Origin of the sequence: Gandjariella thermophila (assembly GCF_005405885.1) — a bacterium.
In the GTDB taxonomy this organism is placed as follows: Bacteria; Actinomycetota; Actinomycetes; order Mycobacteriales; family Pseudonocardiaceae; genus Gandjariella; species Gandjariella thermophila.
Map to the genome: position 1 here is coordinate 58707 of NZ_BJFL01000013.1, position 22642 is coordinate 81348.

The window sequence follows — 22642 nt, forward strand, 5'->3', positions numbered from 1 at the left end:
TCCCGTCGGAGGAGGCTGTCAGTACCGGTAGTGCTCCGACTTGAACGGGCCCTCCGGGTCCACGCCGATGTACTCGGCCTGGTCCTTGGTGAGCTTGGTGATCTCACCGCCGAGCGCCTCGACGTGGATCCTGGCCACCTTCTCGTCGAGGATCTTGGGCAGCCGGTACACCTCGCGGTCGTACCCCTGGTACTTGGTGAACAGCTCGACCTGCGCGATGACCTGGTTGGAGAACGAGTTCGACATCACGAACGACGGGTGACCGGTGGCGTTGCCCAGGTTCAGCAGCCGCCCCTCGGACAGCACGATGATCGAGTGCCCGTCCGGGAACACCCACTCGTCCACCTGCGGCTTGATGTTGATCCGGTGAATCCCGGGGTAGCGGGCCAGGCCGGCCATGTCCAGCTCATTGTCGAAGTGACCGATGTTGCCCAGGATCGCCTGGTGCTTCATCCGGGCCATGTGGTCGACCGTGACCACGTCCTTGTTACCGGTCGTGGTGATCACGATGTCGGCGGTGTCGAGCACGCTCTCCAACTTGGCCACCTGGTAGCCGTCCATCATGGCCTGCAGCGCGCAGATCGGGTCGATCTCGGTGACGATCACCCGGGCGCCCTGGCCGCGTAGCGACTCGGCGGCGCCCTTGCCCACGTCGCCGTAGCCGCAGACCACCGCCACCTTGCCGCCGATGAGCACGTCGGTGCCCCGGTTGATGCCGTCGATCAGTGAGTGCCGGATGCCGTAGCGGTTGTCGAACTTCGACTTGGTGACCGAGTCGTTGACGTTGATCGCCGGGAACAGCAGCTCACCCGCGGCGGCGAGCTGGTACAGCCGCAGCACGCCGGTGGTGGTCTCCTCGGTGACGCCCCGGATGCCCTCGCCGATCTTGGTCCACTTGCCCGGGTCGGCCGCGAGGGACGCCCGCAGCAGCTCCAGGATGACCTTCCACTCCTCCGGGTCGTCCTCCTCGGGTGAGGGCACCACGCCGGCCTTCTCGTACTGGGTGCCCTTGTGCACCAGCAGCGTCGCGTCCCCGCCGTCGTCCAGGATCATGTTCGGGCCGGCGCCGTCCGGCCAGGTCAGCGCGCGTTCGGTGCACCACCAGTACTCGGTCAGCGACTCACCCTTCCAGGCGAACACCGGCACGCCCTTCGGCTCCTCGGGGCTGCCGTGCGGGCCGACCACCACGGCGGCCGCGGCGTGGTCCTGGGTGGAGAAGATGTTGCAGGACGCCCACCGCACCTCGGCACCCAGCGCGACCAGCGTCTCGATCAGCACGGCGGTCTGCACCGTCATGTGCAGCGATCCGGAGATCCGGGCGCCCCGCAGGGGGTAGACCTCGGCGTACTCCCGGCGCAGCGCCATCAACCCCGGCATCTCGTGCTCGGCCAGCCGGATCTCCTTGCGGCCGAACTCGGCCTGCGCGAGATCGGCAACGGCGAAGTCGACGCCGTTGCGGGTCTGCAGCCGTTCTGCGGTCATGGGCGCGCCCCTCCCTGGATCCGGTTTTCGCGCCTCGACCCTACCGCCCACCACCTGCGGCTCCCGTCCGATCGACGGAAATCGCGCCGTTCCGCAGCGGCGCGCCGCGTCATCTCGAAGAATGATCGCGAGCCTGACGGTTCGCGGAGCCGCAGAGGTTACCTGGCCGACGTGAGTCGCGGCACGTGGGGCGACCCGCGCGCGCCGGGCCGCCGGGCCCGCGATCGGGGTGGCCAGAGGCGCCCTGCCGACACGATCGCGGCGGCGCGCGAAGTCGCGAAGGGAGGAGCCGTGCTGATGCCGGGGCCCGACACGCGGGTGGTCGAGCTGAGGGTGCATGGCGTGCACGGGACCGCGCCCGAGGACCTGGTCGACGCGGTGGCCGCGGTGGACGTGGCCGGCGACGGGGTGGGCCGGATCGTGCGCCCGGCGGACCGGCTGCGCAGACCGGCGCCCGGGCCGGTGCTGCACGCCGCGGTGCAGCCGGTCACCCGCACCGTGGAGGGCTACCACTGGGGCGCGATGACCTCCGGCGGGCTGGCCAAGTCGACCTGGGCGCTGCTGTTCCCGTTCGCGCTGGCCAACGTCGCGCACTGGATGCTGCCGCCGGTGCCCGAGGGCGATCGCCCGGCCCGGGTGCTCGGCTACCTGCTGCGCGCGCTCCTGCGGCTGGCCGCGTTACTGCTGACGATGCTGCTCACCGCCCAGTTGACAGTGGTCAGCTTCGACCTGCTGGCCGCCCAGTGCCTCGCGCCCGGCTCATCCTGCCTGGCCGGCACGGTCGGAGAGTGGCTGCGCGAGCTACCCGGCGTGCGCCCGGCGGCCGGCCTGCTCCCGGTGGCACTGGCCGCGTACGTGCTGCACCGGGTGTCCACGGTGAACTGGAAGGTGTCCGAGGACGCGACCGCGACGACGGCGCCGCGCGAGGGCGTCGACCCGAAGCTGCCCGGGGCCACGGTGGACGCCGACCCGGACACCGCGGCGCTGCGCACGTTGCACCTCACCGCGGCCCTGGCGGTGACCGCGCTGCTGGTGCTCGGCGGCCCGCTGCGGCCGACCGGCTCGGACACGGCCACGGTGACCTGGCTTGCCTCGCTGGTGCTGCTCGCGGTGTGCGGGGTGGGGGTACTGCTGCTGGACGACCCCACCTCGGCCACCCCGAGCCGCACGCCCGGCTGGGTGCATGCCCGGCTCGGCCCGGTGCCCCGGCGGGTGCTCGGCGGCCTGGGCGCGGTCGTCTTCGCCGTCTCCGGAGTACTGGCCACCCCGCTGCCGGAGCGGCTCGCCGGGCCGGACGCCACCGTGGAGACCATCGCCGGGCTGCTCGTGGTGGTGTGCGTGGCATTCGCCGTGCTGCTGGCGCCGGCCGCGCTGCTGGCCCGCCGCGGGTGCCACTGGTCGGCGCTGCCGCGCCGGCTACGCCCGTGGGCCGGGGGCTGGATGGCCGCGCCGGTGCTGGTGCTCGGCGCGCTGCTCGGCGGCGGGTTCGGCGCCGGCCTGGCGATCACGGTCCGCGAGGCCATCCACAGCGTCCGCCTGGACCTGCCCGCGGGCTACCGGCTGATCACCCTGCTGTGGGGCGCCGGCGCGGTGCTCGGGCTGGCGGCCGCGCTCACCGGGGTCGGCGTCGCCGCGATGCTGCGCTGGCTGTCCGCGCGCCGGGGCCGGGACACCGCACCCGAGGTCGGGCTGCTGCACGAGGGCCGGCCGGAGGATGCCCGGCGCGCGGCCCGGGCCTGGGCGCGGGCCAGCCTGGAACGCGGCCACGGGCAGCACGTGCTGCTCGCCGTGGCCGGCGCACTGGCCACCGGCGCGGCGCTCGCCATCCTGGTCCGCCTCGGCCTGCTGCCGCTGCCGGACTGGCTGCAGCCGCTGTCCACGGTCGGGGTGGCGGTGCTGTGGCTGCTGGTCGGCGGGCTGCTGCGGCTGGTGTATCTCGCCGCTGCGCGCCCGGGCGCGGCACGCGGCCTCGGCATCCTGTACGACCTGGCGTCGTTCTGGCCGAGGGAGGCGCATCCCGTGGTGCCGCCCTGCTACGCACTCAAGGCGGTGCCCGAGGTGGCCGCCCGGGCGGCGGAGCACCTCAAAGACCCGAACACCCGCGTCGTGCTCACCGGGCACAGCCAGGGCAGCCTGCTGGTCGCGGTGGCCGCGTCCCGGCTGCTCGCCGCGCTGCCGGACGCGGACCACGAGCGGGTCGGCCTGGTCACAGCGGGGTCGCAGCTGCAGTGGGCCTACCCGAGAGCGTTCCCGGCCGTGGTGCCGCACGCGTCGCTGACCGCGCTGTTCGGCGAGTTGGGCGGCCGCTGGCGGGCGCTGTGCCGGGGCACCGACCCGCTTGGCGGCGCGGTGTCCAGTTGGGGTCGCCAGGTCTACGGCGGGATGCTGCTCGGCGTCGGGTTCCGCGCGGACGGCACGGACGGCGCGCTGCCCGCCGCGACCCGCGGGCCGACCGGGGTGCTGGTGCTCGGCGGTGACCACTGGCTGCCCGACCCGCAGCGCGGCCCGTTCCCGGGCCGCCGCTGGCGCGCCGGGGTGCTCGGCCACGCCGACTACTACTCCGACCCGGAATGGGACCGCGCGGTGGCCATGGCCGCAGGCCTCGAACCCACGGTGACCGAGGAGCCGGCCGAGGAGCCGCCCAATCTGCTCGCCGCCGTCAACGGCAGCCGGGAGCCGAGCGGGCTGGCACCGCAGGACGGGCCGTGACGGCCGTTTTCGCTCGACAGCCCTGGCGGAGTGGACCGGTGAAGACGATCGGCTCGTCCGGCCCGAGGACAGCCCGGTCCCGGTGTTCCCCACCACGCGCCTGCACGTCGACGCGGCCGTGGCGCGGGGCCTGGACGAGTAGCGGCCTGGCCGGTCAACCGCTGGCGACCGCCGATTCGGCCGCCAGACGGCCGGTGAGCAGGGCGTCGGCGGTGGCCTGCCGGCCGGCGCCCGCCAGCAACCCGGCCGGCGCGAGCACGTAGTCGGCGTCCACCGTGACCGCCGCGCCGCGCAGCACCGGCCGGAGCACCGGGTCCGCGCGCAGGTCGTGTTCCAGGCCGGCGAGGGCGTCGCGGTCGGCGTGCCGGAACACACCGCCGGAGAGGACCAGCAGCCCGGCGCCGCGCGGCCCGAGCCGCCCGTCGACCAGCCGCAGATGCCGGCGGACGGCGAGCACCACGGCCAGGCGGGCGAGCGTCAGGTCGACGGTTCTCTCCCGCGCGTCGTCCGGCACCCAGCCGACGTCGGTGGCTCGCCTCTCCGCCGCCTCCCCGAGTTCCGCCGCCTGACCGGCGTCGACCAGCCGTTCCGCTGCCGCCTCGGCCACCACCGTCGGCGCCGACCACCGCATGCCGAGGTCCCCCTCGACCGTGCGCCGGTCGGCCGGCAGCCCGACGGCCCGCTCGCCTCCGTCCGGTGTGGACACCGCCGAGTACACGTCCGTGGTGGCTCCGCCGACATCGACCACGAGGACCGCGCCGCCGCTGCCGTCCCGCTCGGCGAGCACACCGGCCAGCCGGGACACCCCGGCCAGCACCGCGTCCGGGGTCACCGCGCGCACCATGCGGCGGAACGCCGGACCGCGCGACAGCCCCTTGCCGCCGATCACGTGCCGCAGGAACGCCTCCCGGATCGCCTTTCGCGCCGGCCCTGGCGCGAGTTCGCCCACGTCGGGGAGCACGTTGTCGGTGGCCGCCACGGTGCGGCCGGTGTCCCGCAGGATGGCCAGCGCCTCGTCCCTGGCGTCGGCGTTGCCGGCCAGCACGATCGGGGTGCGCAGTCGGTTGGTGGCCAGCCGGTGCGCGTTGTGCAGCAGCACGCGGCGGTCCCCGCCGTCGGTGCCGCCGACCAGCAGCACCAGGTCCGGCCGGGCGGCCCGTAGCGCCCGTAACCCCGCCCCGTCCAGCTCACCGGCGGCGACGTGCACCACCTTCGCCCCGGCGGACAGTGCCACCCGGTACCCGGCCTCGGCGCTGATCAGCCGCTCCTGCCCGACCACGGCCAGCCGCAGCCCACCACCGGCCGACGAGCACGCGAACACGTCCGCGTCTGACGCCCCGAGCCGCGCGGCCACCTCGGCGATCCCGTCCCGCACCTCTGGCGGCGTCGTCGGATGCTGCGCCGTGCCGAGCAGTTCCCCGGCCTCGCCGACCAACGCCCCCTTCGTCCACGTCGACCCGACATCCAGGCACAGCACGGGTTTCGCGCTCATCGAGGGACACCGGCGACGAACTCAGACCACGCAGTCCGCGGGAAGGTCAGCACGGCACCAGCCGCGTTCTTCGAGTCCCGAACAGCGACCACCGTCTCAGCCACCGCCACCTCGACGCAGTTGTCGTTGTTGCCGCCACCGCTGCGGCTGCTCTTCCGCCACCGGGCGTTGGACATGTGCACACTGGGCAATCCCGCACCGCCCTTCGTCGCCAGCTACAGCTCCCCGGCCACCTGACGGACAAAGCGGATCGATGCGTCCGGATCGAGCGCGCACCCCCGTAGGCGGTCGAACTTCAGCCTAGCGGCGCGGACCTGATCGACCTTCTCGATGTGCAACGCGCCGGTGGAGTGCGCGATGTAAAGCCGATCCGGCAAGACGTCGCGTGGGAAGCTCAGCACCGTGAACGCACCCTGCATGCTGACGTGCGCGCCAGCAGCCGCAGGAAGAACGTGCAACGTCACATTCGGGAGCGCGGCTAACTCGGAGATGTTCAGAAGCTGCTCACGCATGGCTACCGCGCCTCCGACCAAGGAACGCAGCGCGTGCTCGTGTACCACCGCTTCGAGCACAAGGGGCTCGTCGGCATGGAGCCGACCCTGGCGCAGCATGCGGACATCGACGTGTCGGCCGATGTCACGGCTTGGCACATCACCCTCCGCCTCGAACACCGCCCGCGCGTACGCGCTGGTCTGGAGCAACCCTGGTACGAGCGTGAGTTGGAAGTCCCGCACGACCGCGGCATCCGTTTCCAGGGCGACGTAGCCGTAGTCGCTGATTCCGTACTCCTGCCACCAACCCTTGCGGCGGGCCTGGCGGGCCAGGTCCAGCAGTTCGTTCCAGCAGTCGCTGCCGTTGTAGAGGTCGAGCATGCTGCGCACGAGGTGGACGTTGACGCCCTGCTTTCCGTTCTCGATACGGCTGAGGGTCGCCGTGGAGACATCCAGTTCCTTGGCCGCGTGATCGAGGCTGAGCCGGGCGATCTCCCGCAGCCGCTTCAGTTCACGCGCCAGCCGCAGCCTTGGCACGATCGGACTGAACGGCTCGGCCACCGGCCACCTCCCGGACTATTGATCAACACATAGCCTGCGAGCGGAACCCAGCGTCCGTAATTGCGCCGCGCTCACCCGAACGAGTGACTACCTCGGTCAAGGAAACCGGCTGGCCGGACAGGGTTATCGCCGGCATGATGCCGCTGGTGCGTGACTGGCCGCCGCAGGACGACGTCGAGATACCGTCACCCTCTCTGGTAGCCGCGTGGCTTGTCCTGGACACGCTTGCCACCGAGCGGGTTCCGCTCTGGGCCGCGCACTGGCTGGCGGCTGGACACGGCGGGGAAGCCCTCGCCGAACTTGCCGGTCTGCGCGGTGACGACCCGCGAGAGGTCCGCGACTTGCTGGATGGTCCACTGGCCGAGTGCGGCGTCACCGCGCCAGATATCGACGCTGCCAACCATCGGGCCGAACGGGCCGCGGCGATGGTCGCGTTCACGGCCATCGCCGAGCTTCAGGTGAACGGCCGGGCCAGCGAGCGATGGTTGGTCCAGAAGGTTGTCGAGATCGCGGAACCCTACTTCCCCGACTGGATCGTCAGTCTCCCGCTCGGCCAGTTGTCGTGCCTCGACGACGAGTGGGACGCCGACTGGGGACGTTCGGAGGAACAACTGCGAGAAATTGTCAACAAATCCTGCATTGACCAACTGAGAGAATCCGGAATACGGTGAACGAGAACAACACGGCACACGCCGCTGCGACCGATCCGAAGCCGCACGTACCGGTGGCTTCCACTGCGAAGAAAAGGAAACCGGCCACCAGACCCGGGTACCGCCCGGTCATGCGGCCCAACGACGGAAAAGATCGACTCAGCGAAGCCCTTGAAGCGCTGCGGAACGAGGAATCCTGGTAGGGCCACGGCACATTCCGAGACATCCTGCCACGCTTCAGTTATGTGGCGGCTGACCGGCGCGCGGCATAGGTGAAGGTCAGGAAATCGCCAGTTCATCGTCGCGGGCGGCATCGTCGATCGTGTAGAGGATACGCCACTCCCTCATCACCCGAGCCGCCTAGACACCGTCGTAAGGCACCTCGAGTTCCTTTCCAACGCGGTGCGGGTTCTCGGACAACGGGCCGTCCAGAAACTCGTACACGGCCATGGCGACCTCAAAGGGAAGGCGTTCGGCTAAGGCTCGCCGCGTGGTCGCGTTGATCGCGACCGTAAAGCGTTGTCGGGACGTCACCGGCCCTCGCGTTCGGCTCGCTCGGCGAGAAGGGCGCGAATAGCGTCGGTACCCTCCAGGACGTCGTCCGTGTCTTCCAGAGCACGACGGGCCTCCGGATCAGCCAACACCTCGATTGTCTCGCGGAGGCGCGCGAGTTCGCCCGAGGGCACGACGTCGGCCACGTGCTCGCCGTGCGCGATCACGGCGACAGTCTCGCCGCGCTCGGCCCGGCGAACAGCATCGTTCCACGACTCGAAACCGTCCGCGGACACGCTCACCGGATGCTCGCTCATGACCTCCAGTGTCGCCGAATTCGGGCGGCTTGGCGAGCAGGCCAACCCTCCGAGCGGTCAGGTCGGGAAGGCGCGTTGGGTGGGGGCGGGTCCGCCGAGTTCGGCGGGGAGGCCGCGGAGGCGGCGGCCGAGGACGGAGTGGCGGACGCCGTACAGGAAGTAGATGACCAGGCCGAGGGCCATCCAGGCGGCGAACCGCACCCAGGTCAGCGCGGTGAGGTTGAGCATCAGCCACAGGCAGGACGCCACCGACAGGATCGGCACCAGCGGCACGAGCGGGGTGCGGAACCCGCGCGGCAGGTCGGGCCGGGTGCGGCGGAGGATCAGCACGCCGATGGAGACCAGCACGAACGCGAACAGCGTGCCGACGTTGACCATCTCCTCGAGTTTCTCCGCCGGGAAGAATCCGGCCGCCACGGCGACCAGCAGGCCGACCAGCAGGGTGGCGCGCACCGGGGTGCCCCGGTGGCCGGTGATCGCGAGCGGGCGGGGCAGCAGGCCGTCCCGGGACATCGCGAACAGCACCCGGATCTGGCCGAGCAGCAGCACCAGGACCACCGTGGTGAGGCCGGCCAGCGCGCCGATCGCGACCACCACCGCGGCCCAGGTGACGCCGTGGTCGGCGAACGCGGTCGCCAGGGTGGCCTTGGTGCCGTCCGGCTTGGTCTTCAGGTTGGTGTACGGGACCATGCCGGTGAGCACCAGGGCGACGGCCACGTAGAGGACCGTGACGATGGCCAGCGAGCCGAGGATGCCGCGCGGCACGTCCCGCTTCGGGCGGCGGGTCTCCTCGGCGGTGGTGGCCACCACGTCGAAGCCGATGAAGGCGAAGAACACGATGGACGCCGCGGCGAGCAGGCCGAAGATGCCGTAGGTGCTGGTCGCGCCGCCGACGATGAGGGAGAACAGGGACTGTTCCAGCCCGCTGCCGGCGCCGCTGCCGGCCGACGCGGCGGGCGGGATGTACGGGTGGTAGTTGGCCGCGCTGACGTAGCGCAGGCCGAGCAGGATGACCAGCAGGATCACCAGGATCTTGATCGCGGTGATCACCTGGCTGACGCGGGAGGACAGCTTGGTGCCCGCGGCCAGCAGCCCGGTCAGCACCGCGACCAGCAGCACCGCGCCCCAGTCGAGGCTCACCGCGCCGAGGTGGACGGTGGTGCGCATGCCCGGCCCGCCGAGGCCGAGCAGGTTCTGCAGGTAGGACGACCAGCCCTTGCCCACCACGGCCGCGCCGACGGCGAACTCGAGCACCAGGTCCCAGCCGATGACCCAGGCGATGAACTCGCCGAAGGTGGCGTAGGAGAACGTGTACGCGCTGCCGGCGACCGGGACGGTGGAGGCGAACTCGGCGTAGCAGAGCGCGGCCAGCCCGCAGGCGATCGCGGACAGCACGAAGGCCAGCGAGACGGACGGGCCGGCCAGGTTACCGGCGGTGCTCGCGGCGAGCGTGAAGATGCCGGCGCCGACCACCACGGCGACACCGAAGACGGTCAGGTCGAGCGCGGTGAGGTCCTTGCGGAGCCGTGTCGCCGGCGCGTCGGTGTCGGCGATGGACTGTTCCACGGACTTGGTGCGCCACAGGCGGTTCCCCAGCACGGCAACCTCCCCCATTCCCCCAAGCACCGCCGTCACCGTTCGTGACGCGGGTCACACGAACGGCCAGGTAAGGCTCACCGTACGCGCGTTCGTGTCACCTCGCCGACCACCTGTGCGGTACGGACCACCCGTTTCAGTCGGCCGGGACGGACCGCTCGGCGGTGCTGCGGTCCAGGTCGGGCTCCAGGTAGATGAGCCGCGCCGCGGGCACCTTGCCGCGCACCCGCAGCTCCGCGTCGTCGATGGCCTGCGCGACCTCGGCCAGCGGGAGTTCGCTGACCAGCGCGATCTTGGCGGCGACCAGCAGCTCGTCCGGCCCGAGGTACTGGGTGCGGATGTGGATCACCCGCTCCACCCTGCCGGCTTCCAGGGCGGTGACGATGGTGTGCAGTTCCTCCGGGGTGGCGCCCTCGCCGATCAGCAGGCTCTTCATCTCGACGATCAGGAACAGCGCGATCGCGCCGAGCAGGGCGCCGATCGCGACGGTGCCCACGCCGTCCCACAGCGGGTCGCCGGTGACCAGCGAGAGCACCACACCGAGCAGCGCGAACAGCAGGCCGACCAGCGCGCCGGTGTCCTCCAGCAGCACCACCGGCAGTTCGGGCGCCCTGGCCTGGCGGAGGAACCGCAACCAGCTCGCGGAGCCCTTCAGCGGCGCCGACTCGCGTACCGCGGTGCGGAAGCTGAACCCTTCCAGGATGGTCGCGACCAGCAGGATGGCCACCCCGACAACGGGCGTGGTGAGCGGGTGCGGGTGGGTGATCTTCTCGATGCCCTCGTAGACCGCGAACACCGAACCGAGAGTGAACAGCAGCAGGGCCACCACGAACGAGTAGAAGTACCTGTCTCGGCCGTAGCCGAACGGGTGCTCCGGGGTGGCGCGGCGCCGCGAGGTGCGCCGGCCGAGCAGCAGCAGCGCCTGGTTCGCGGTGTCCGCCAGCGAGTGCACCGCCTCGGCCAGCAGCGAGGACGCGCCAGTGACCAGGAACCCGACGAACTTGGCCGCCGCGATCCCCGCGTTCGCCAGCAGGGCCGCGATGATCGCCCGAGCGCCACCTTCCGCCGACACGCCGCCAACTCCTTACCCGGATGTCCGAATTGCCGGGGCCACCCTAACGGAGCGCCGATCAGCTCCCGGTTCCGGCGGTGGCCCGGAACACCTGGGCCGCGCCGCCGCCGGCCGGGCTGACCAGTACCGCCGGGTCGGTGGCTGGCAGCCACACCGACTGCCCCCGGTGCAGGCACAGTTCCGGGCCGCCCTCGCTGGCCAGCCGCACCGATCCGGCGGTGCACAGCAGGATCTGCGGGCCGCGGTGCTCGGCCCGCACCGGCCGGCCGCCGTGCCCGTCCGGCCATTCCATGCGGGACAGCTCGAACTCCCTCGCCGGGGTTCGGTAGACGTACAGGTGCGGGGCCACCGGCTCGCCGCGGAGCACCGGCATGTCGCCGCATGCGAAGTCCAGCACCCGCAGCAGTTCCGGCACGTCCACGTGCTTCGGGGTGAGCCCGCAGCGCAGGATGTTGTCGGAGTTGGCCAGGATCTCCACGCAGGTGCCGCGCAGGTAGGCGTGCAGGTTGCCGGCCGGCATGTAGGTGGCCTCGCCGGGTTGCAGCACGATCCGGTTGAGCAGCAGCGCGGCCAGCACCCCGGCGTCCCCGGGGTACGCCTCACCCAGCTCCAGCACGGTGCGGCACTCCAGGTCGAAGTCGCCGTGCTCCTTGACGTGCAGCACGCAGGCGTCCAGCACCTGCGGCAGCAGCCCGTCCAGCGCCGGCTGGGGCAGCGTGATCCAGGTGGTGAACAGCGCGCGCAGCCCGTCCGCGTCCGGCTGGGCGGCCAGCAGTTCGGTGTAGACGGCCAGGTCCGGCACGTCCAGCGAGCGGAGCAGGTCCACGGTGCGGTGCGGGTCGCGGAACCCGGCCAGCGCGTCGAACTCGGTGAGCGCGCAGACCAGTTCCGGCTTGGCGGTCGGGTCCGGGTAGTTGCGGTTGGCCGCGTCCCGGGGAATACCGGCGGCCTCCTCCCGGGCGAAGCCCTCGGCGGCCTGCCGCGCGGACGGGTGGGCCTGCAGGCTCAGCGGCTCATCCGCGGCGAGCACCTTGAGCAGGAACGGCAGCCGGCCGTCCCAGCGGCGCGCGCACTCGGGGCCGAGCTGGCCGATCGGGTCGGCGCTGACCACCTCCAGCAGCGACACCTCGGTGCCGTCCGGCCGCAGCAGCCGGGACGGGTCGCCCGGGTGGGCACCCAGCCACAGCTCGGCCTCCGGGTGCGGTGCGGGCACCTGCTTGCCCAACAGGTCCGCGATCGCCGTACGCGACCCCCACGCGTACGGGCGCACCGCGTTGCGCAGCAACTCCACTCTCCACTCACTCCCTCGTCGCCCCGGCAGGAGAAGCGGGCACCGATGGAATTCCGCGCTGCCGGCCGGACAGCACACCACACCGCGACACGGCGGACCTCATCGCACCCCTTCCCTCACGCGCCGACCGGTGCGGGTGGCACCGGCCCCCCGAGCGTGCCGGCGGCCAACCCCAGGTACAGGGCGGCCAGCTCGAACCGGAGGGCGAGCATCGCGGCGCACACCGCGTCGCCCCCGGAAACCTCTTCGGCGGGCTCCATCAGGTCGGCACCGGGCAGGGCGTCCGAGGCCGCGCGCTTGGCGGCCTGCACCTCGGGGCCCTGCCGCACGGCGAGCAGTTGCACCCGAAGCACCGAGCCGCCGGACGGCTCCTCGTCCGGGTCGGCGAAGATGTCCGCGCCGGAGGTCGCCTGCCGCACCACGGCCCGGTACAGGCCGGAGCGGGTCATCGCCTGGGCGTAGCTGGCCGCGTCGCAGACCACGCCGGCAAACCCGGCCAGCGCGGCGGCGGCGCGGTGGGCGACCGCGGTGGCCACCGGGTCCAGACCCCACAGCAGCGGGGTGCGCTCGGCCAGCCGCAGCGCGATCGACTTGGCCGGGTTGACGAAGGACTCGTGCACCGGGTGGTCCCGTTCCGACTCCACGTCCAACTCGTCGGCCAGCACGTCGGTGTCGGTGCGCAGCAGGTCCAGCCCGTGCACCACGAGCAGGGCGGCGGTGAACGCGCGGGGGAAGGAGAACCCGGGCGGCACCGGCACCCGGGACGGCAGCAGCGCCGCCCGGCCGGCGGCGGCCGCGGCGACCGGCCCCTCCTCCGGCGCGGTGAGCACCACCCGGGCGCCGCGCCGGCTGGCCCGGTCCACGGACTCGGCGAGCACGTCGTCGCCGGGGTCTTCGGTGTGCGCGACCACCACGTCCAGCGCGCCCACCCAGGTCGGGGCCGCGTCCGCGACCACCAGCGGCACCGGGCAGGACGCGCCGAGCAGCGCGGCGAGCAGCCCGGCCACCTCCGAACTCACCCCGGGGCGGGTGAGCAACACCAGCGCCCTCGGGCGGACGTCGAGCAGGCCGGCCAGGCCGGCCTCGGTCGCGGCCTCGGCGGTGGCGCGGACCTGCGCGCCGGCCGAAGCGCCCGCGCGGAGCAGGCCACCGGCGTCGTGGTCGGTCAGCCGCGCCGGATCGTCGAGCAGACTTTCGTCAAGCACGGTCCCACCGGCCTCAGTGCGTGTTCCGGAACGCGCACCGCGATCGCGTCGCCCGGGCTCCGCCATGGTGTCGCATCCAGCGGCCATGCCGCATGGGGCGCCCCGCCGCCATCGCGGGGGCTTCGCCCAGGCGCGTTCCCGAACTCGTCATCGCAGATTCCTCCCGTCCTGGAACGCGCTGTCAGGATGGCCCGTCGGTGGCGCCGGTCTCGGGCAGCACCGCCTCGTCCAGCAGCAGCACCGGGATGCCGTCCCGCACCGGGAACATCCGCCCGCAGGAGGTGCAGGTGAGGAACTCGGCGCCCGCCGAGGCGCCCTCTCCCCCCGAGGCGGCGGACGACTCGGCGCCGGTCGCGGTACCCACCCGCAGCGGGGCGTGCTCGGGGCAGGGGCAGGCGAGGATGTCGAGCAGCCGCTGGTCGAGCTGGACGGTCACGGTTCCTCCTCAAACGTCCTCGACATGTCCTGCGGGGCCGCCGGTGCGCTCGGCACGGGTCAGCCACGGACGACGGCAAGTACCTCGTCGCGCAGGGCGGCAACCGCGTCCGCGTCGGGCGCCTCGATGTTCAGCCGCAGCAGCGGCTCGGTGTTGGACGGGCGCAGGTTGAACCACGACCCGTCCGGCAGTTCGACGGTCAGCCCGTCCAACTCGTCGACCTGCACACCCTCCCGGCCGGCGAACGCGTCCTTGACCGCGAGCATGCGCGCGACCTGGTCGTCCACCGTGGAGTTGATCTCGCCGGACGCCGCGTACCGGGAGTAGGCGGCCATCAGCTCCGACAGCGGCCGGTTCTGCTCGCCGAGCGCGGCGAGCACGTGCAGCGCGGCGAGCATGCCCGAGTCGGCCCGCCAGAAGTCGCGGAAGTAGTAGTGCGCGGAGTGCTCGCCACCGAAGATGGCGCCGGTCTCGGCCATCCGCGCCTTGATGAACGAGTGCCCGACCCGGGTGCGCACCGGCTTGCCGCCGTGCTCGGCGACGATCTCCGGCACCGCCTTGGACGTGATCAGGTTGTGGATGATCGTCGCGCCCGGCTCCTTGGCCAGCTCGCGCACGGCGACCAGCGCGGTGATCGCGCTCGGCGCGACCGGGTCGCCCTTCTCGTCCACGACGAAGCAGCGGTCCGCGTCGCCGTCGAAGGCCACACCCGCGTCCGCGCCGATCTCGCGCACCTTGGCCTGCAGATCCACCAGGTTCTTCGGATCCAGCGGGTTGGCCTCGTGGTTGGGGAAGGTGCCGTCCAGCTCGAAGTACATCGGCACGACCTCGACGGGCAGGCCCTCGAACACCGCGGGGACGGTGTGCCCGGCCATCCCGTTGCCGGCGTCCACCGCGATCTTCAGCGGCCGGGTGTTCTTGAGGTCGACCAGCTCGTGCAGGTAGGCGGCGTACTCAGCGAGCATGTTCCGCGTGCTGACGGAACCCTTGGTGCCGGCCTCGGCGAGCGCGCCCTCCTCCACCGAGGCACGGATCTCGGCGAGCCCGCTGTCCTGGCCGACCGGCGCGGCGCCGGCCCGGCAGAGCTTGATCCCGTTATACCGGGCGGGGTTGTGGCTGGCGGTGAACATCGCGCCGGGGCGGTCCAGCCGGCCGGAGGCGAAGTACAGCATGTCGGTGCTGGCCAGGCCGATGTTGACGACGTCGACGCCCTGGCCGGTGACGCCATCGGCGAACGCCTCAGCCAGGCCGGGCGAGGACTCCCGCATGTCGTGGCCGATCACCACCGCCGGGCCGTCCACCAGCCGCGCGAACGCGGCCCCGATGCCGCGGGCGACCTCGGCGTCGAGCTGCTCGCCGACGACCCCGCGGATGTCGTACGCCTTGACGATGGCGGACAGGTCGCGCACGCCTTCTCCCGATTCGCTCGCCTGGTTACTTGACATCGCCGCACCCACACTGCTCCCGATGAGAGCGTACCGGCGTGACGGTCACCGCCGTGTTGGGTGGACCGAAGGTGCGCCAGCCGTAACGATTCCGGCTCGCGCCTGTGACTCGGGTGGTCAGTCGTCCACCGGGTCTGGAAGGACGCGGAGGTGGCCGCGCCGACCACTGCCGCCCGAGCCGGGCTCCGGTGGGTCGACCGGGCGGTCCGCCCTTCCGGCCTCACGTACCGCCTCGGCCAGTGCGGTCAAGTCGTCCACCGTGGGCTGCGGGAGGGAGAACTCGCCCTCGTGCCGGACGACCTCCCAGCCCCGGGGAACCGTGAGCCGCAACGCGTGTTGCTCGCAGAGATCGTAGCTGTGCGGCTCTGAGTAGGTGGCCAGTGGCCCGACCACGGCCGTCGAGTCGGCATAGGCGTACGTGAGCGTGGCGACGGCCGGGTTCGTGCACCCGGTCCGCGAGCACCTTCTCACGCTCCGCACGATCAGCGACGATAGCGCGTCCGCGGGTCCGGGCGGTGAAGGGACGCGCGCGACACGCGGCCGCGTACGCTTTGTCCGTGGTGATGTGCCAGTGGTGACCGCTCGTGGTTCCCGGCGCCGGGTGCGCCGCCGCCGCGACCGACACGGTCGTGGCCTGCGTGGACCGCTGTACCCGGCCACCCTGCCCGCCGCCCGCACCAGGGCCGAACGGTTCGACGCGCTGGTGCTGGAGGCGCTCGACCCGATCGAGGCCAGGTGGCGCACCGAGTTGACCCAGTTGGACGTGGCCGTGGACGACGTTCCGGACGTCCGTGAGCAGGCGTTCACCCCGGACGAGGGCGTGGTCGAGGACGCCGACGTGCCGCTGGCCCGGCTGGTCCCCGCCGGCGTGGACCGCAGGGGCGTGCCGACCAGGGCGCGGATCGTGCTGTATCGGCGGCCGCTGGAGGCCCGTGCGCGGGACGGCGCCGACCTCGCCGACCTGGTGCACGACGTGCTGGTCGAGCAAGTCGCCAACTACCTCGGCCTGGACCCGGACATCATCGACGGCGACTAACCCGGGCGACCGGCACCGACGGCGGACGGTCCGCCCCCGGCGGACAGCGGGCGTCGTCGTGACCGGTCGGGCGAGTCCTTCGGTAACCGGCCGGTCGGGGCGCAGGCTGCCGGTCGGCCCCGGGTAAAACGCGTTCAGCGGGCTGAACGGCAATTCGGAAAGCGCGCGAAGCCCCGTTCAGCGGGCTGAACGGGGGCGGCCGGGGACGGCGGTGAGCACGGTGAACAGCGCGGCCGCGGCCTGGACGAGCAGCAGCACGTCGCGCAGCGAGGCCGGGTAGTCGATGCGGACCTCGGACGCCGTGGCCGGCAGCGGCACGGCGACCAGGTGCGCCCAGGCCGTCACGGTCGGGGTGGGCCGCCCGTCCACCATGGCCGACCAGCCGCTCTCCTCCTCGGCGGCGAGCACCAGCAGCCGGCCGGCCGGGCCGCCGGAGACGTGCAGCGCGAGGTCCGGCAGCGCGGCGTCCACCGGGGCGATGCCGGCCGCGTTCGGCTCGGCGGGCGGCTGACCGCCCGCCCCGCCCCGGGCCCGCTCGGCCAGTTCCGGGCCGAGCAGCACCACCTGGCGGCCGGTGAGCAGCAGCCGCAGCACCGGCCGGCCATCCGAGGTCACGCCGGCCGCGGACACCGCGTCGGGCGCGGCCGCGCCCAACCGGTCCGCGCTCGCCGCGTCCGGCATGACCAGGAACGCCACGTCCGCGGCGGCCAGGTAGCCGAGGGCGACCCTGGCCCGGCTGCCGCCCTCGGTCAGCGCGCCGCGCAGTTGCTCGGTGCGCTCGGCGAAGCCGGGCACCGGGGCGAGGTCGTCGTCGCCGAACGCGGGCATCCGGCCGGCCGCCTGCCGGCTCGGTTCGCCGCCCGCGGCGAGCACCAGCACGGATCGTCCACCGCCGGCCAGGTCCGCGGTGATCGGGGCGGGCGGCCGCACCCCGCCGCCGGTGCGCAGCGGGCCCTGGCGGCCGGCGACCGCCCCGCCCAGCGCCATGGCGAGCACCGCGAGCGCACCCAGCCCGGCGACCAGCCGGCGGACGGCCGGCCCGGAGGGCAGCAACCGGCCCCGCACCCCGCGCCCGCACGCGGCCAGCACCGACCACAGCAGGCCGGCGCCGACCACCAGCAGTGGCGCACCGGTCCAGCCGTACCGTGCGTCCCCGCCGGTCAGCGGCACCGCCGGAACCGCCCACACAGCCGCGGTGGCCAGCACCCCGAGCAGGGCCACCGCGACGCCGGGTAGCGCCGCGGGCGTCGGCCGCAACACCAGCGCGAGCAGCGCGGCGACCACCACCAGCGCGCCGAGCAGCGGAACGGCGCCCGGCCCTCCCGGCTGCAGCGCGAGCAGGCCCGGCCCGGCGGCGGGCGAGCCGGCCGGCTGCGCGCCGACCCCGTGCAGCACCACGCCGGGGTGCTGCAGCACCACCGCCGGCCAGGGCAGCAGCAGCGCCACGGGCAGCAACACCATGGCGAACAGCGCGATCACCCGGCGCCGGCCATCCCCGGGGCGGCCTGGTACGGCGACAAACCCGACCAGGGCAACGGCCAGCAGCACCAGGTACACCAGCGGGGCGAACGCGCCGATCACCGCCAGGCCGAGCGCGGTGGCGGACACCGGGGCCAGCCAGGACGGCTGCCGCTCGGCTGTGGTCCCCGGGCGGAGCACGGCCACCACCCCGGCCAGCACCAGCGGGGTGAGCACGTGCGCCACCACGGCGTCCAGCCGCCCCTGGGCCACCGCGGCGGTGGCCGGCGGCAGCAGCCCATAGGCTGCGGCGACGAGCGCGCGGACCGGCCGGGACACCCGCACCCGCCGGGTGGCGGCGTAGGCGGAGACGGCGGCCAGTGGGGCGTCGCCGAGCAGCAGCACGGCCACCGCGGCGGGCGGGCCGCCGAACGGGGCGAGCAGCGTGCCCAGCACGCCCAGCACGGCGAGCGCGGCCGGGGCGGGCGCCCCGGTGCCACCCGAGGTGGGGTGCCAGGCCGCCAGGTACGCCGACCAGGTGGCGGACAGGCCCGGCACCGGGAGCAGCCGCCCGCCGGCCAGATCGGTGCCCAGCCGGTGCGCGTTCGCCACCAGCGCCACCACGGCGAGCCCGGCGACCAGCAGCACCGGCGGGGCGAGCAGCAACTGCCGCGCCACCCGCCACCGGTCGACCTCGACCAGCACCAGGTCCGGGGTCTCCTGCGCGGGTGCGCCGCGCGGCCGGGGCGAGGGTCGGGGCCGGGGGCTGGGTCGCAGCCCGGCCGGCAGGGTGCCCTCGGTGAACACCGGCACCGCCACCGTGGTGGTCGGCCGGCGCAACCCGGCGGGGCGGCGGGTGCCGCGTCCCCGGCGCACCGCGCCCGCGGGCAGCGCGTCGGGTCCGACCGGGCGGCGGTACCCGGCCCGCTCGTCCTCCGGGGTCAGCCACACGGCGTGCTGGTCGTCGGCGGGCAGCCGGCCGAGCGCGACATCCGCCCGGACCCGTTGCCGGACCAGGTGCGCCAGGCCGCCGCGGACCACGTTGCGCAGCCGGGTGAGCCGGCTGGTGAATAGGCCACGGACGTTGCGCTCGCCGCGGGTGATGGTGGTCCGCCGGCTGCGGCGGCCGGCGAGCAGCCGGGCCCGCCCGCCGGCCAGGTAGGCCAGCGCGGCCAACTCGCCGCGCGCCTCGGTGGGCCGCAGCAGCAGCGCGAAGCCGAGCGCGCGGAGCAGAACGAGCGCCGCCAGCCGGGGCACGCCGAGCAGGAACGACACCGTGGAGCAGTTGACCAGGAAGGTGCGCAGGCCGTGCGCGCGGGCCACGGCGTACCGGGACGGGCCTGGCCGGGCCACGGTCGCGTCCAGCCGGCGCAGTCCCCTGCTCGCCGCCCTGGCGTGGCGCAGCCGCGCGGAGGGCACGCACAGCACCAGGTGCCCCGCCTGGTTGACCCGCCAGCCGAAGTCGAGGTCGTCGCGCAGCAGCGGCAGCGCCGGGTCGTAGCCGCCGAGCCGCTGCCACACCTCCAGGCGCACCAGCGAACCGGCCGAGCCGACCGCGAGCACCTCGGTGTTGCGCTCGAACCGCGCCTCGTCCCCGCCGTCATCGCTCGTGCCGGTACCGACGCTCTGGGTGCCGCCGGCGTCGATGTCCGGGTGGAACCGGCTCCAGTCCAGTTCGGTCGGGCCGATGCCGGTCTGCAGGTGCCCGGAGGCGTCTGTGGACAGTCCCGCCTCGACGATCAGCCGCGAGTCGGACCAGTCCAGGCAGAGCGGGCCGAGCAGTGCGGCGGAGGGTGACACCTCGGCCACGGTGAGCAGCGCGGCCAGGCAGTCCGGCTCCGGCGCGCAGTCGTCGTGCAGCAGCCACAGCCATCCGCCGGGATCGCCCCAGCGCTGCACGGCGTGCTGCACCGCGGCCCGCACCGCGGCGCCGAAACCGGTGCCGCGCGGCAGGGTCAGCACGCCGTCGAGCACGCGCTCCGGACCGTCCGCAGCGTCGGCGAGGATCTTCGGGGTGCGGTCGGTGGAACCGGTGTCCACCGCGATCACGTGCCTGGGCCGCAGCCGCAGGTGCCGCAACGCGGAGAGGGCCGGGTACAGCCAGGGTTCACCGTCGTGGCAGACCAGCACGGCGAGCACGGGCGCGGTACGGAGCCGGGGCAGGGGTCGGCTGTGCGGCAAACGGCCACTCCTCGCTCGCAGGCGGCGTTGCCGCATCACGGTACGACGGAGTGGCCGGTTGCCGATCAGCCGGACACGGGGTCGTCAGTATTCGTTACCGAACACGCACCGCGATCGGGTCGCCGGGGCGTGTCCTGCGCGGGCGGCGCGCCGGTGGCCGTATCCGTTGCGGTGCAACGGATACGGCCACCGGCGGAGTGACCGGCCGGTCCGGACTCCCGATCGGACCGGCGCCTCGCCGAGGCATGCGCGCCCGGCGGTGGCGGCGGACGATGCCGCGAGCGGTTCAGCCCGCGCGCTTCTTCAGCTTCCGCCGCTCCCGTTCGGACAGTCCGCCCCAGATGCCGAACCGCTCGTCGTGCGCCAGGGCGTACTCAAGACACTCGGCACGCACGTCGCAACCCTGGCAGATGCGCTTGGCCTCCCGTGTGGAGCCGCCCTTCTCCGGGAAGAACGCCTCCGGGTCGGTCTGGGCGCACAGCGCGTGCTCCTGCCACTCCTGCTCTTCGGCTCCGTCGAAGAGCGCGGCCAAGTCTCCCCACGATGTTGAGGTGTCCCCCCGCTCCATCACGCGGCCCCCTTCGGTATGTTGCATGTCCGTCCGCCTCCTCGCCTTTCCGCACTCCCCGGTTGGCGGACACCATCCGCCGCCCCACGAAAACGGCGAATGACACCGATGTGATTACACCTGCGTCTCTGCAGGGGGTCAAGCGGAGCCCACTCCACAGGGGGACCCTCCGTCGATGCTGCCCAGTTACCCGCGCTAGCTGGGCAGACGGTGCTGCCGGCGGCGGTCGCCGGGCATGCCCCTCGCCGCCGCGCCGGTTGCCCCCGGCGGCCACACTGGTCGGGTGAATCCGACCACGGTTCGACCGAGTCCCCTGTTCCTCGGCATCCTTGCGGTCACCGTCGCCGGTGGCGTACTCACCGTGACCGGCTCGGACGCCGCGCAGACCGCCGGCCTCGTGCTGCTCGTACTCGGCGGCTGGGCGGTGTCGCTGTGTCTGCACGAGTTCGGCCACGCGTTGGTGGCCTACCGCGGCGGTGACCGCGCGGTGCGCGCCAAGGGCTACCTGACGCTGGATCCGCGCCGCTACACCGATCCCGGCCTGAGCCTGGTGCTGCCGCTGCTGATCCTGGTGATCGGCGGCATCCCGCTGCCCGGCGGCGCGGTGTGGATCAACCACTACGCGTTGCGCTCCCGGGCCGTCGAGTCACTGGTCTCGCTCGCCGGGCCACTGTCCAATCTGGTGCTCGGCGTCCTGCTGGCCGGCTCGGTGGAGCTGTTCCACCCGCCGCTGGGGCTCACCGCGGCGCTGTCCCTGCTGGCGCTGCTGGAGGTGTTCGCCTTCGTCCTCAACATCCTCCCGGTGCCCGGCCTGGACGGGTTCGGCGCGCTGGAGCCCTTCCTGTCCGCCGAGTCCCGGAGCTTCGCCGCCAAGGTGCGGCCGTGGGCGCCGCTGGTGCTGTTCGCGATCCTGATCGCGATCCGCCCGGCGTACACGGTGTTCTCCGAGATCTCGCTGACGATCTTCAACGCGGTCGGCGGGAACGGGTTCTACGCGGAACTCGGGTTCGCCCGGTTCTTCTTCTGGCGGCGGTGACCGGGCCGGGCACGCCGGGTACTCCGAACGTGCGAGGATGGCCGCCCGTGAAGGTCGTGGTACTGGTCGGTGGGGTCGGCGGGGCCAGGTTCCTGCTGGGGTTGAAGGCCGCGCTGGGGTTGCCTCCGGTCGGCGCGGCACCGGAGGGGTCGCCGCACGAGGTGGTGGCCGTGGTGAACACCGCGGACGACGTGTGGCTGCACGGCCTGCGGATCTGCCCCGACCTGGATACCTGCATGTACACCCTGGGCGGCGGCATCGACCCGGACCGCGGCTGGGGCCGGGCCGACGAGACCTGGGTGGTCAAGGAGGAGTTGGCCGCCTACGGCGCGGACCCGACCTGGTTCGGCTTGGGCGACCGGGACATCGCCACGCACCTGGTCCGCTCCCGGATGCTGCGCGCCGGCTTCCCGCTGTCCGCGGTGACCGAGGCGCTGTGCACCCGCTGGCGGCCCGGCGTGACGCTGCTGCCCATGTCCGACGACCGGGTGGAGACCCACGTCGTGGTGGACGAGCCGGGCGGCGAGCGCCGGGCGATCCACTTCCAGGAGTGGTGGGTGCGGCACCGCGCCGAGTTGACCGCGCACGCGATCGTGCCGGTGGGGGCGGAGCAGGCCAAGCCCGGTCCCGGCGTGATCGAGGCGATCGAGAGCGCGGACGCCGTGCTGCTCGCCCCGTCCAACCCGGTGGTCAGCATCGACACGATCCTGTCCGTGCCGGGGGTGCGGGACGCGCTGCGCGGCACCTCGGCCGGGGTGGTGGGGCTGTCCCCGATCATCGGCGGCAAGGCGCTGCGCGGCATGGCGGACGCGTGCCTGTCCGCGATCGGCGTGGAGACCAGCGCCGAGGCGGTCGGCCGGCACTACGGCGGCCGCCCCGCCGAGGCGGCAGACAACACCGCCGAGGCAAGTCCTCCCGCCGAGGCGGCAGACAACACCGCCGAGGCGGCGGGCAGCGCGGCCGGCGTGCTGGACGGCTGGCTGGTGCACTCCACCGACACGGCCACCGTGCCCGGGGTGACGGTCCGGTCGGTGCCGCTGCTGATGTCCGACGTGCCGGCCACGGCCGCGATGGCCAGAGCCGCGCTCGATCTTGCCGGGGTGACCGTTGGCTGAGCAACCCAC

The 22642-nt window shown here is 73.3% G+C and carries 19 protein-coding genes; 5 read left to right on the top strand and 14 right to left on the bottom strand.

Annotation, left to right across the window (positions count from 1 at the left end; all coding sequences use genetic code 11):
* Positions 1-18: 18 nt before the first annotated feature.
* Positions 19-1482: an adenosylhomocysteinase gene (ahcY, locus tag FFT21_RS14470; protein ID WP_137814381.1), complete on the bottom strand. Its 1464-nt coding sequence runs from the start codon at positions 1480-1482 to the stop codon at positions 19-21.
* Between the two features lie 297 nt (positions 1483-1779).
* Here ahcY and FFT21_RS14475 point away from each other — a divergent pair, with 297 nt between their 5' ends.
* Positions 1780-4191, top strand: a complete 2412-nt coding sequence (locus FFT21_RS14475) for a hypothetical protein (RefSeq protein WP_192909542.1) — start codon at positions 1780-1782, stop codon at positions 4189-4191.
* 154 nt (positions 4192-4345) lie between these two features.
* On the opposite strand, the gene FFT21_RS14485 is transcribed toward FFT21_RS14475, so the two are convergent.
* Genes FFT21_RS14485 through FFT21_RS14495 form a run of 3 tightly spaced genes read right to left on the bottom strand, consistent with a single transcriptional unit; the run spans position 4346 to position 6735 of the window.
* On the bottom strand, positions 4346-5683 hold the full coding sequence (locus FFT21_RS14485) for a glutamate mutase L (protein ID WP_137814382.1): 1338 nt from the start codon (positions 5681-5683) through the stop codon (positions 4346-4348).
* Positions 5680-5859: a DUF397 domain-containing protein gene (locus FFT21_RS14490; protein ID WP_137814383.1), complete on the bottom strand. Its 180-nt coding sequence runs from the start codon at positions 5857-5859 to the stop codon at positions 5680-5682. Before FFT21_RS14490 ends, FFT21_RS14485 begins: the two co-directional genes overlap by 4 nt.
* Before the next feature lie 39 nt (positions 5860-5898).
* Positions 5899-6735 carry a helix-turn-helix domain-containing protein gene (locus tag FFT21_RS14495; RefSeq protein WP_225978413.1) on the bottom strand — a complete coding sequence of 279 codons (837 nt, stop codon included), beginning with the start codon at positions 6733-6735 and terminating at the stop codon, positions 5899-5901.
* A gap of 83 nt (positions 6736-6818) precedes the next feature.
* On the opposite strand from FFT21_RS14495, the gene FFT21_RS14500 reads away from it, so the two are divergent.
* Complete coding sequence (locus FFT21_RS14500) at positions 6819-7406, top strand: hypothetical protein (protein WP_225978414.1); 588 nt, start codon at positions 6819-6821, stop codon at positions 7404-7406.
* Between the two features lie 509 nt (positions 7407-7915).
* On the opposite strand, the gene FFT21_RS14505 is transcribed toward FFT21_RS14500, so the two are convergent.
* From FFT21_RS14505 to FFT21_RS14540, 8 genes are all read right to left on the bottom strand, one after another.
* Entirely contained in the window at positions 7916-8194 is a 279-nt protein-coding gene (locus tag FFT21_RS14505; RefSeq protein WP_137814384.1) for a hypothetical protein, read from the bottom strand.
* Positions 8195-8251: 57 nt separating this feature from the next.
* A complete protein-coding gene (locus tag FFT21_RS14510) occupies positions 8252-9793 on the bottom strand; it encodes an amino acid permease (protein WP_137814385.1) in 1542 nt (513 codons plus the stop codon).
* Positions 9794-9926: 133 nt separating this feature from the next.
* Complete coding sequence (locus FFT21_RS14515; protein WP_137814386.1) at positions 9927-10862, bottom strand: cation diffusion facilitator family transporter; 936 nt, start codon at positions 10860-10862, stop codon at positions 9927-9929.
* Positions 10863-10920: 58 nt separating this feature from the next.
* Positions 10921-12153, bottom strand: a complete 1233-nt coding sequence (gene manA, locus FFT21_RS14520) for a mannose-6-phosphate isomerase, class I (protein WP_137814387.1) — start codon at positions 12151-12153, stop codon at positions 10921-10923.
* Between the two features lie 116 nt (positions 12154-12269).
* Positions 12270-13358 (bottom strand): SIS domain-containing protein, encoded by a 1089-nt coding sequence (locus FFT21_RS14525; protein WP_137814388.1) that lies wholly within the window; start codon positions 13356-13358, stop codon positions 12270-12272.
* A 181-nt stretch (positions 13359-13539) separates the two neighbouring features.
* Positions 13540-13794, bottom strand: coding sequence for a Trm112 family protein (locus FFT21_RS14530; RefSeq protein ID WP_137814389.1), 255 nt, complete (start codon positions 13792-13794; stop codon positions 13540-13542).
* A gap of 59 nt (positions 13795-13853) precedes the next feature.
* Positions 13854-15203: a phosphomannomutase/phosphoglucomutase gene (locus tag FFT21_RS14535; RefSeq protein WP_137814390.1), complete on the bottom strand. Its 1350-nt coding sequence runs from the start codon at positions 15201-15203 to the stop codon at positions 13854-13856.
* A 153-nt stretch (positions 15204-15356) separates the two neighbouring features.
* Positions 15357-15719: a DUF3499 domain-containing protein gene (locus FFT21_RS14540; RefSeq protein ID WP_137814391.1), complete on the bottom strand. Its 363-nt coding sequence runs from the start codon at positions 15717-15719 to the stop codon at positions 15357-15359.
* A gap of 91 nt (positions 15720-15810) precedes the next feature.
* Here FFT21_RS14540 and FFT21_RS14545 point away from each other — a divergent pair, with 91 nt between their 5' ends.
* Complete coding sequence (locus tag FFT21_RS14545; protein WP_137814392.1) at positions 15811-16275, top strand: metallopeptidase family protein; 465 nt, start codon at positions 15811-15813, stop codon at positions 16273-16275.
* 177 nt (positions 16276-16452) lie between these two features.
* Here FFT21_RS14545 and FFT21_RS14550 read toward each other — a convergent pair whose 3' ends face one another.
* On the bottom strand, positions 16453-19914 hold the full coding sequence (locus FFT21_RS14550; RefSeq protein WP_225978415.1) for a glycosyltransferase family 2 protein: 3462 nt from the start codon (positions 19912-19914) through the stop codon (positions 16453-16455).
* Positions 19915-20200: 286 nt separating this feature from the next.
* Complete coding sequence (locus tag FFT21_RS14555; protein WP_225978425.1) at positions 20201-20482, bottom strand: WhiB family transcriptional regulator; 282 nt, start codon at positions 20480-20482, stop codon at positions 20201-20203.
* Positions 20483-20765: 283 nt separating this feature from the next.
* Here FFT21_RS14555 and FFT21_RS14560 point away from each other — a divergent pair, with 283 nt between their 5' ends.
* A complete protein-coding gene (locus FFT21_RS14560; RefSeq protein WP_137814395.1) occupies positions 20766-21518 on the top strand; it encodes a site-2 protease family protein in 753 nt (250 codons plus the stop codon).
* A gap of 47 nt (positions 21519-21565) precedes the next feature.
* The gene (cofD, locus tag FFT21_RS14565) at positions 21566-22633 is read left to right on the top strand and encodes a 2-phospho-L-lactate transferase (protein WP_137814396.1); all 1068 of its coding nucleotides are present in this window, start codon (positions 21566-21568) and stop codon (positions 22631-22633) included.
* Positions 22634-22642 lie beyond the last annotated feature (9 nt).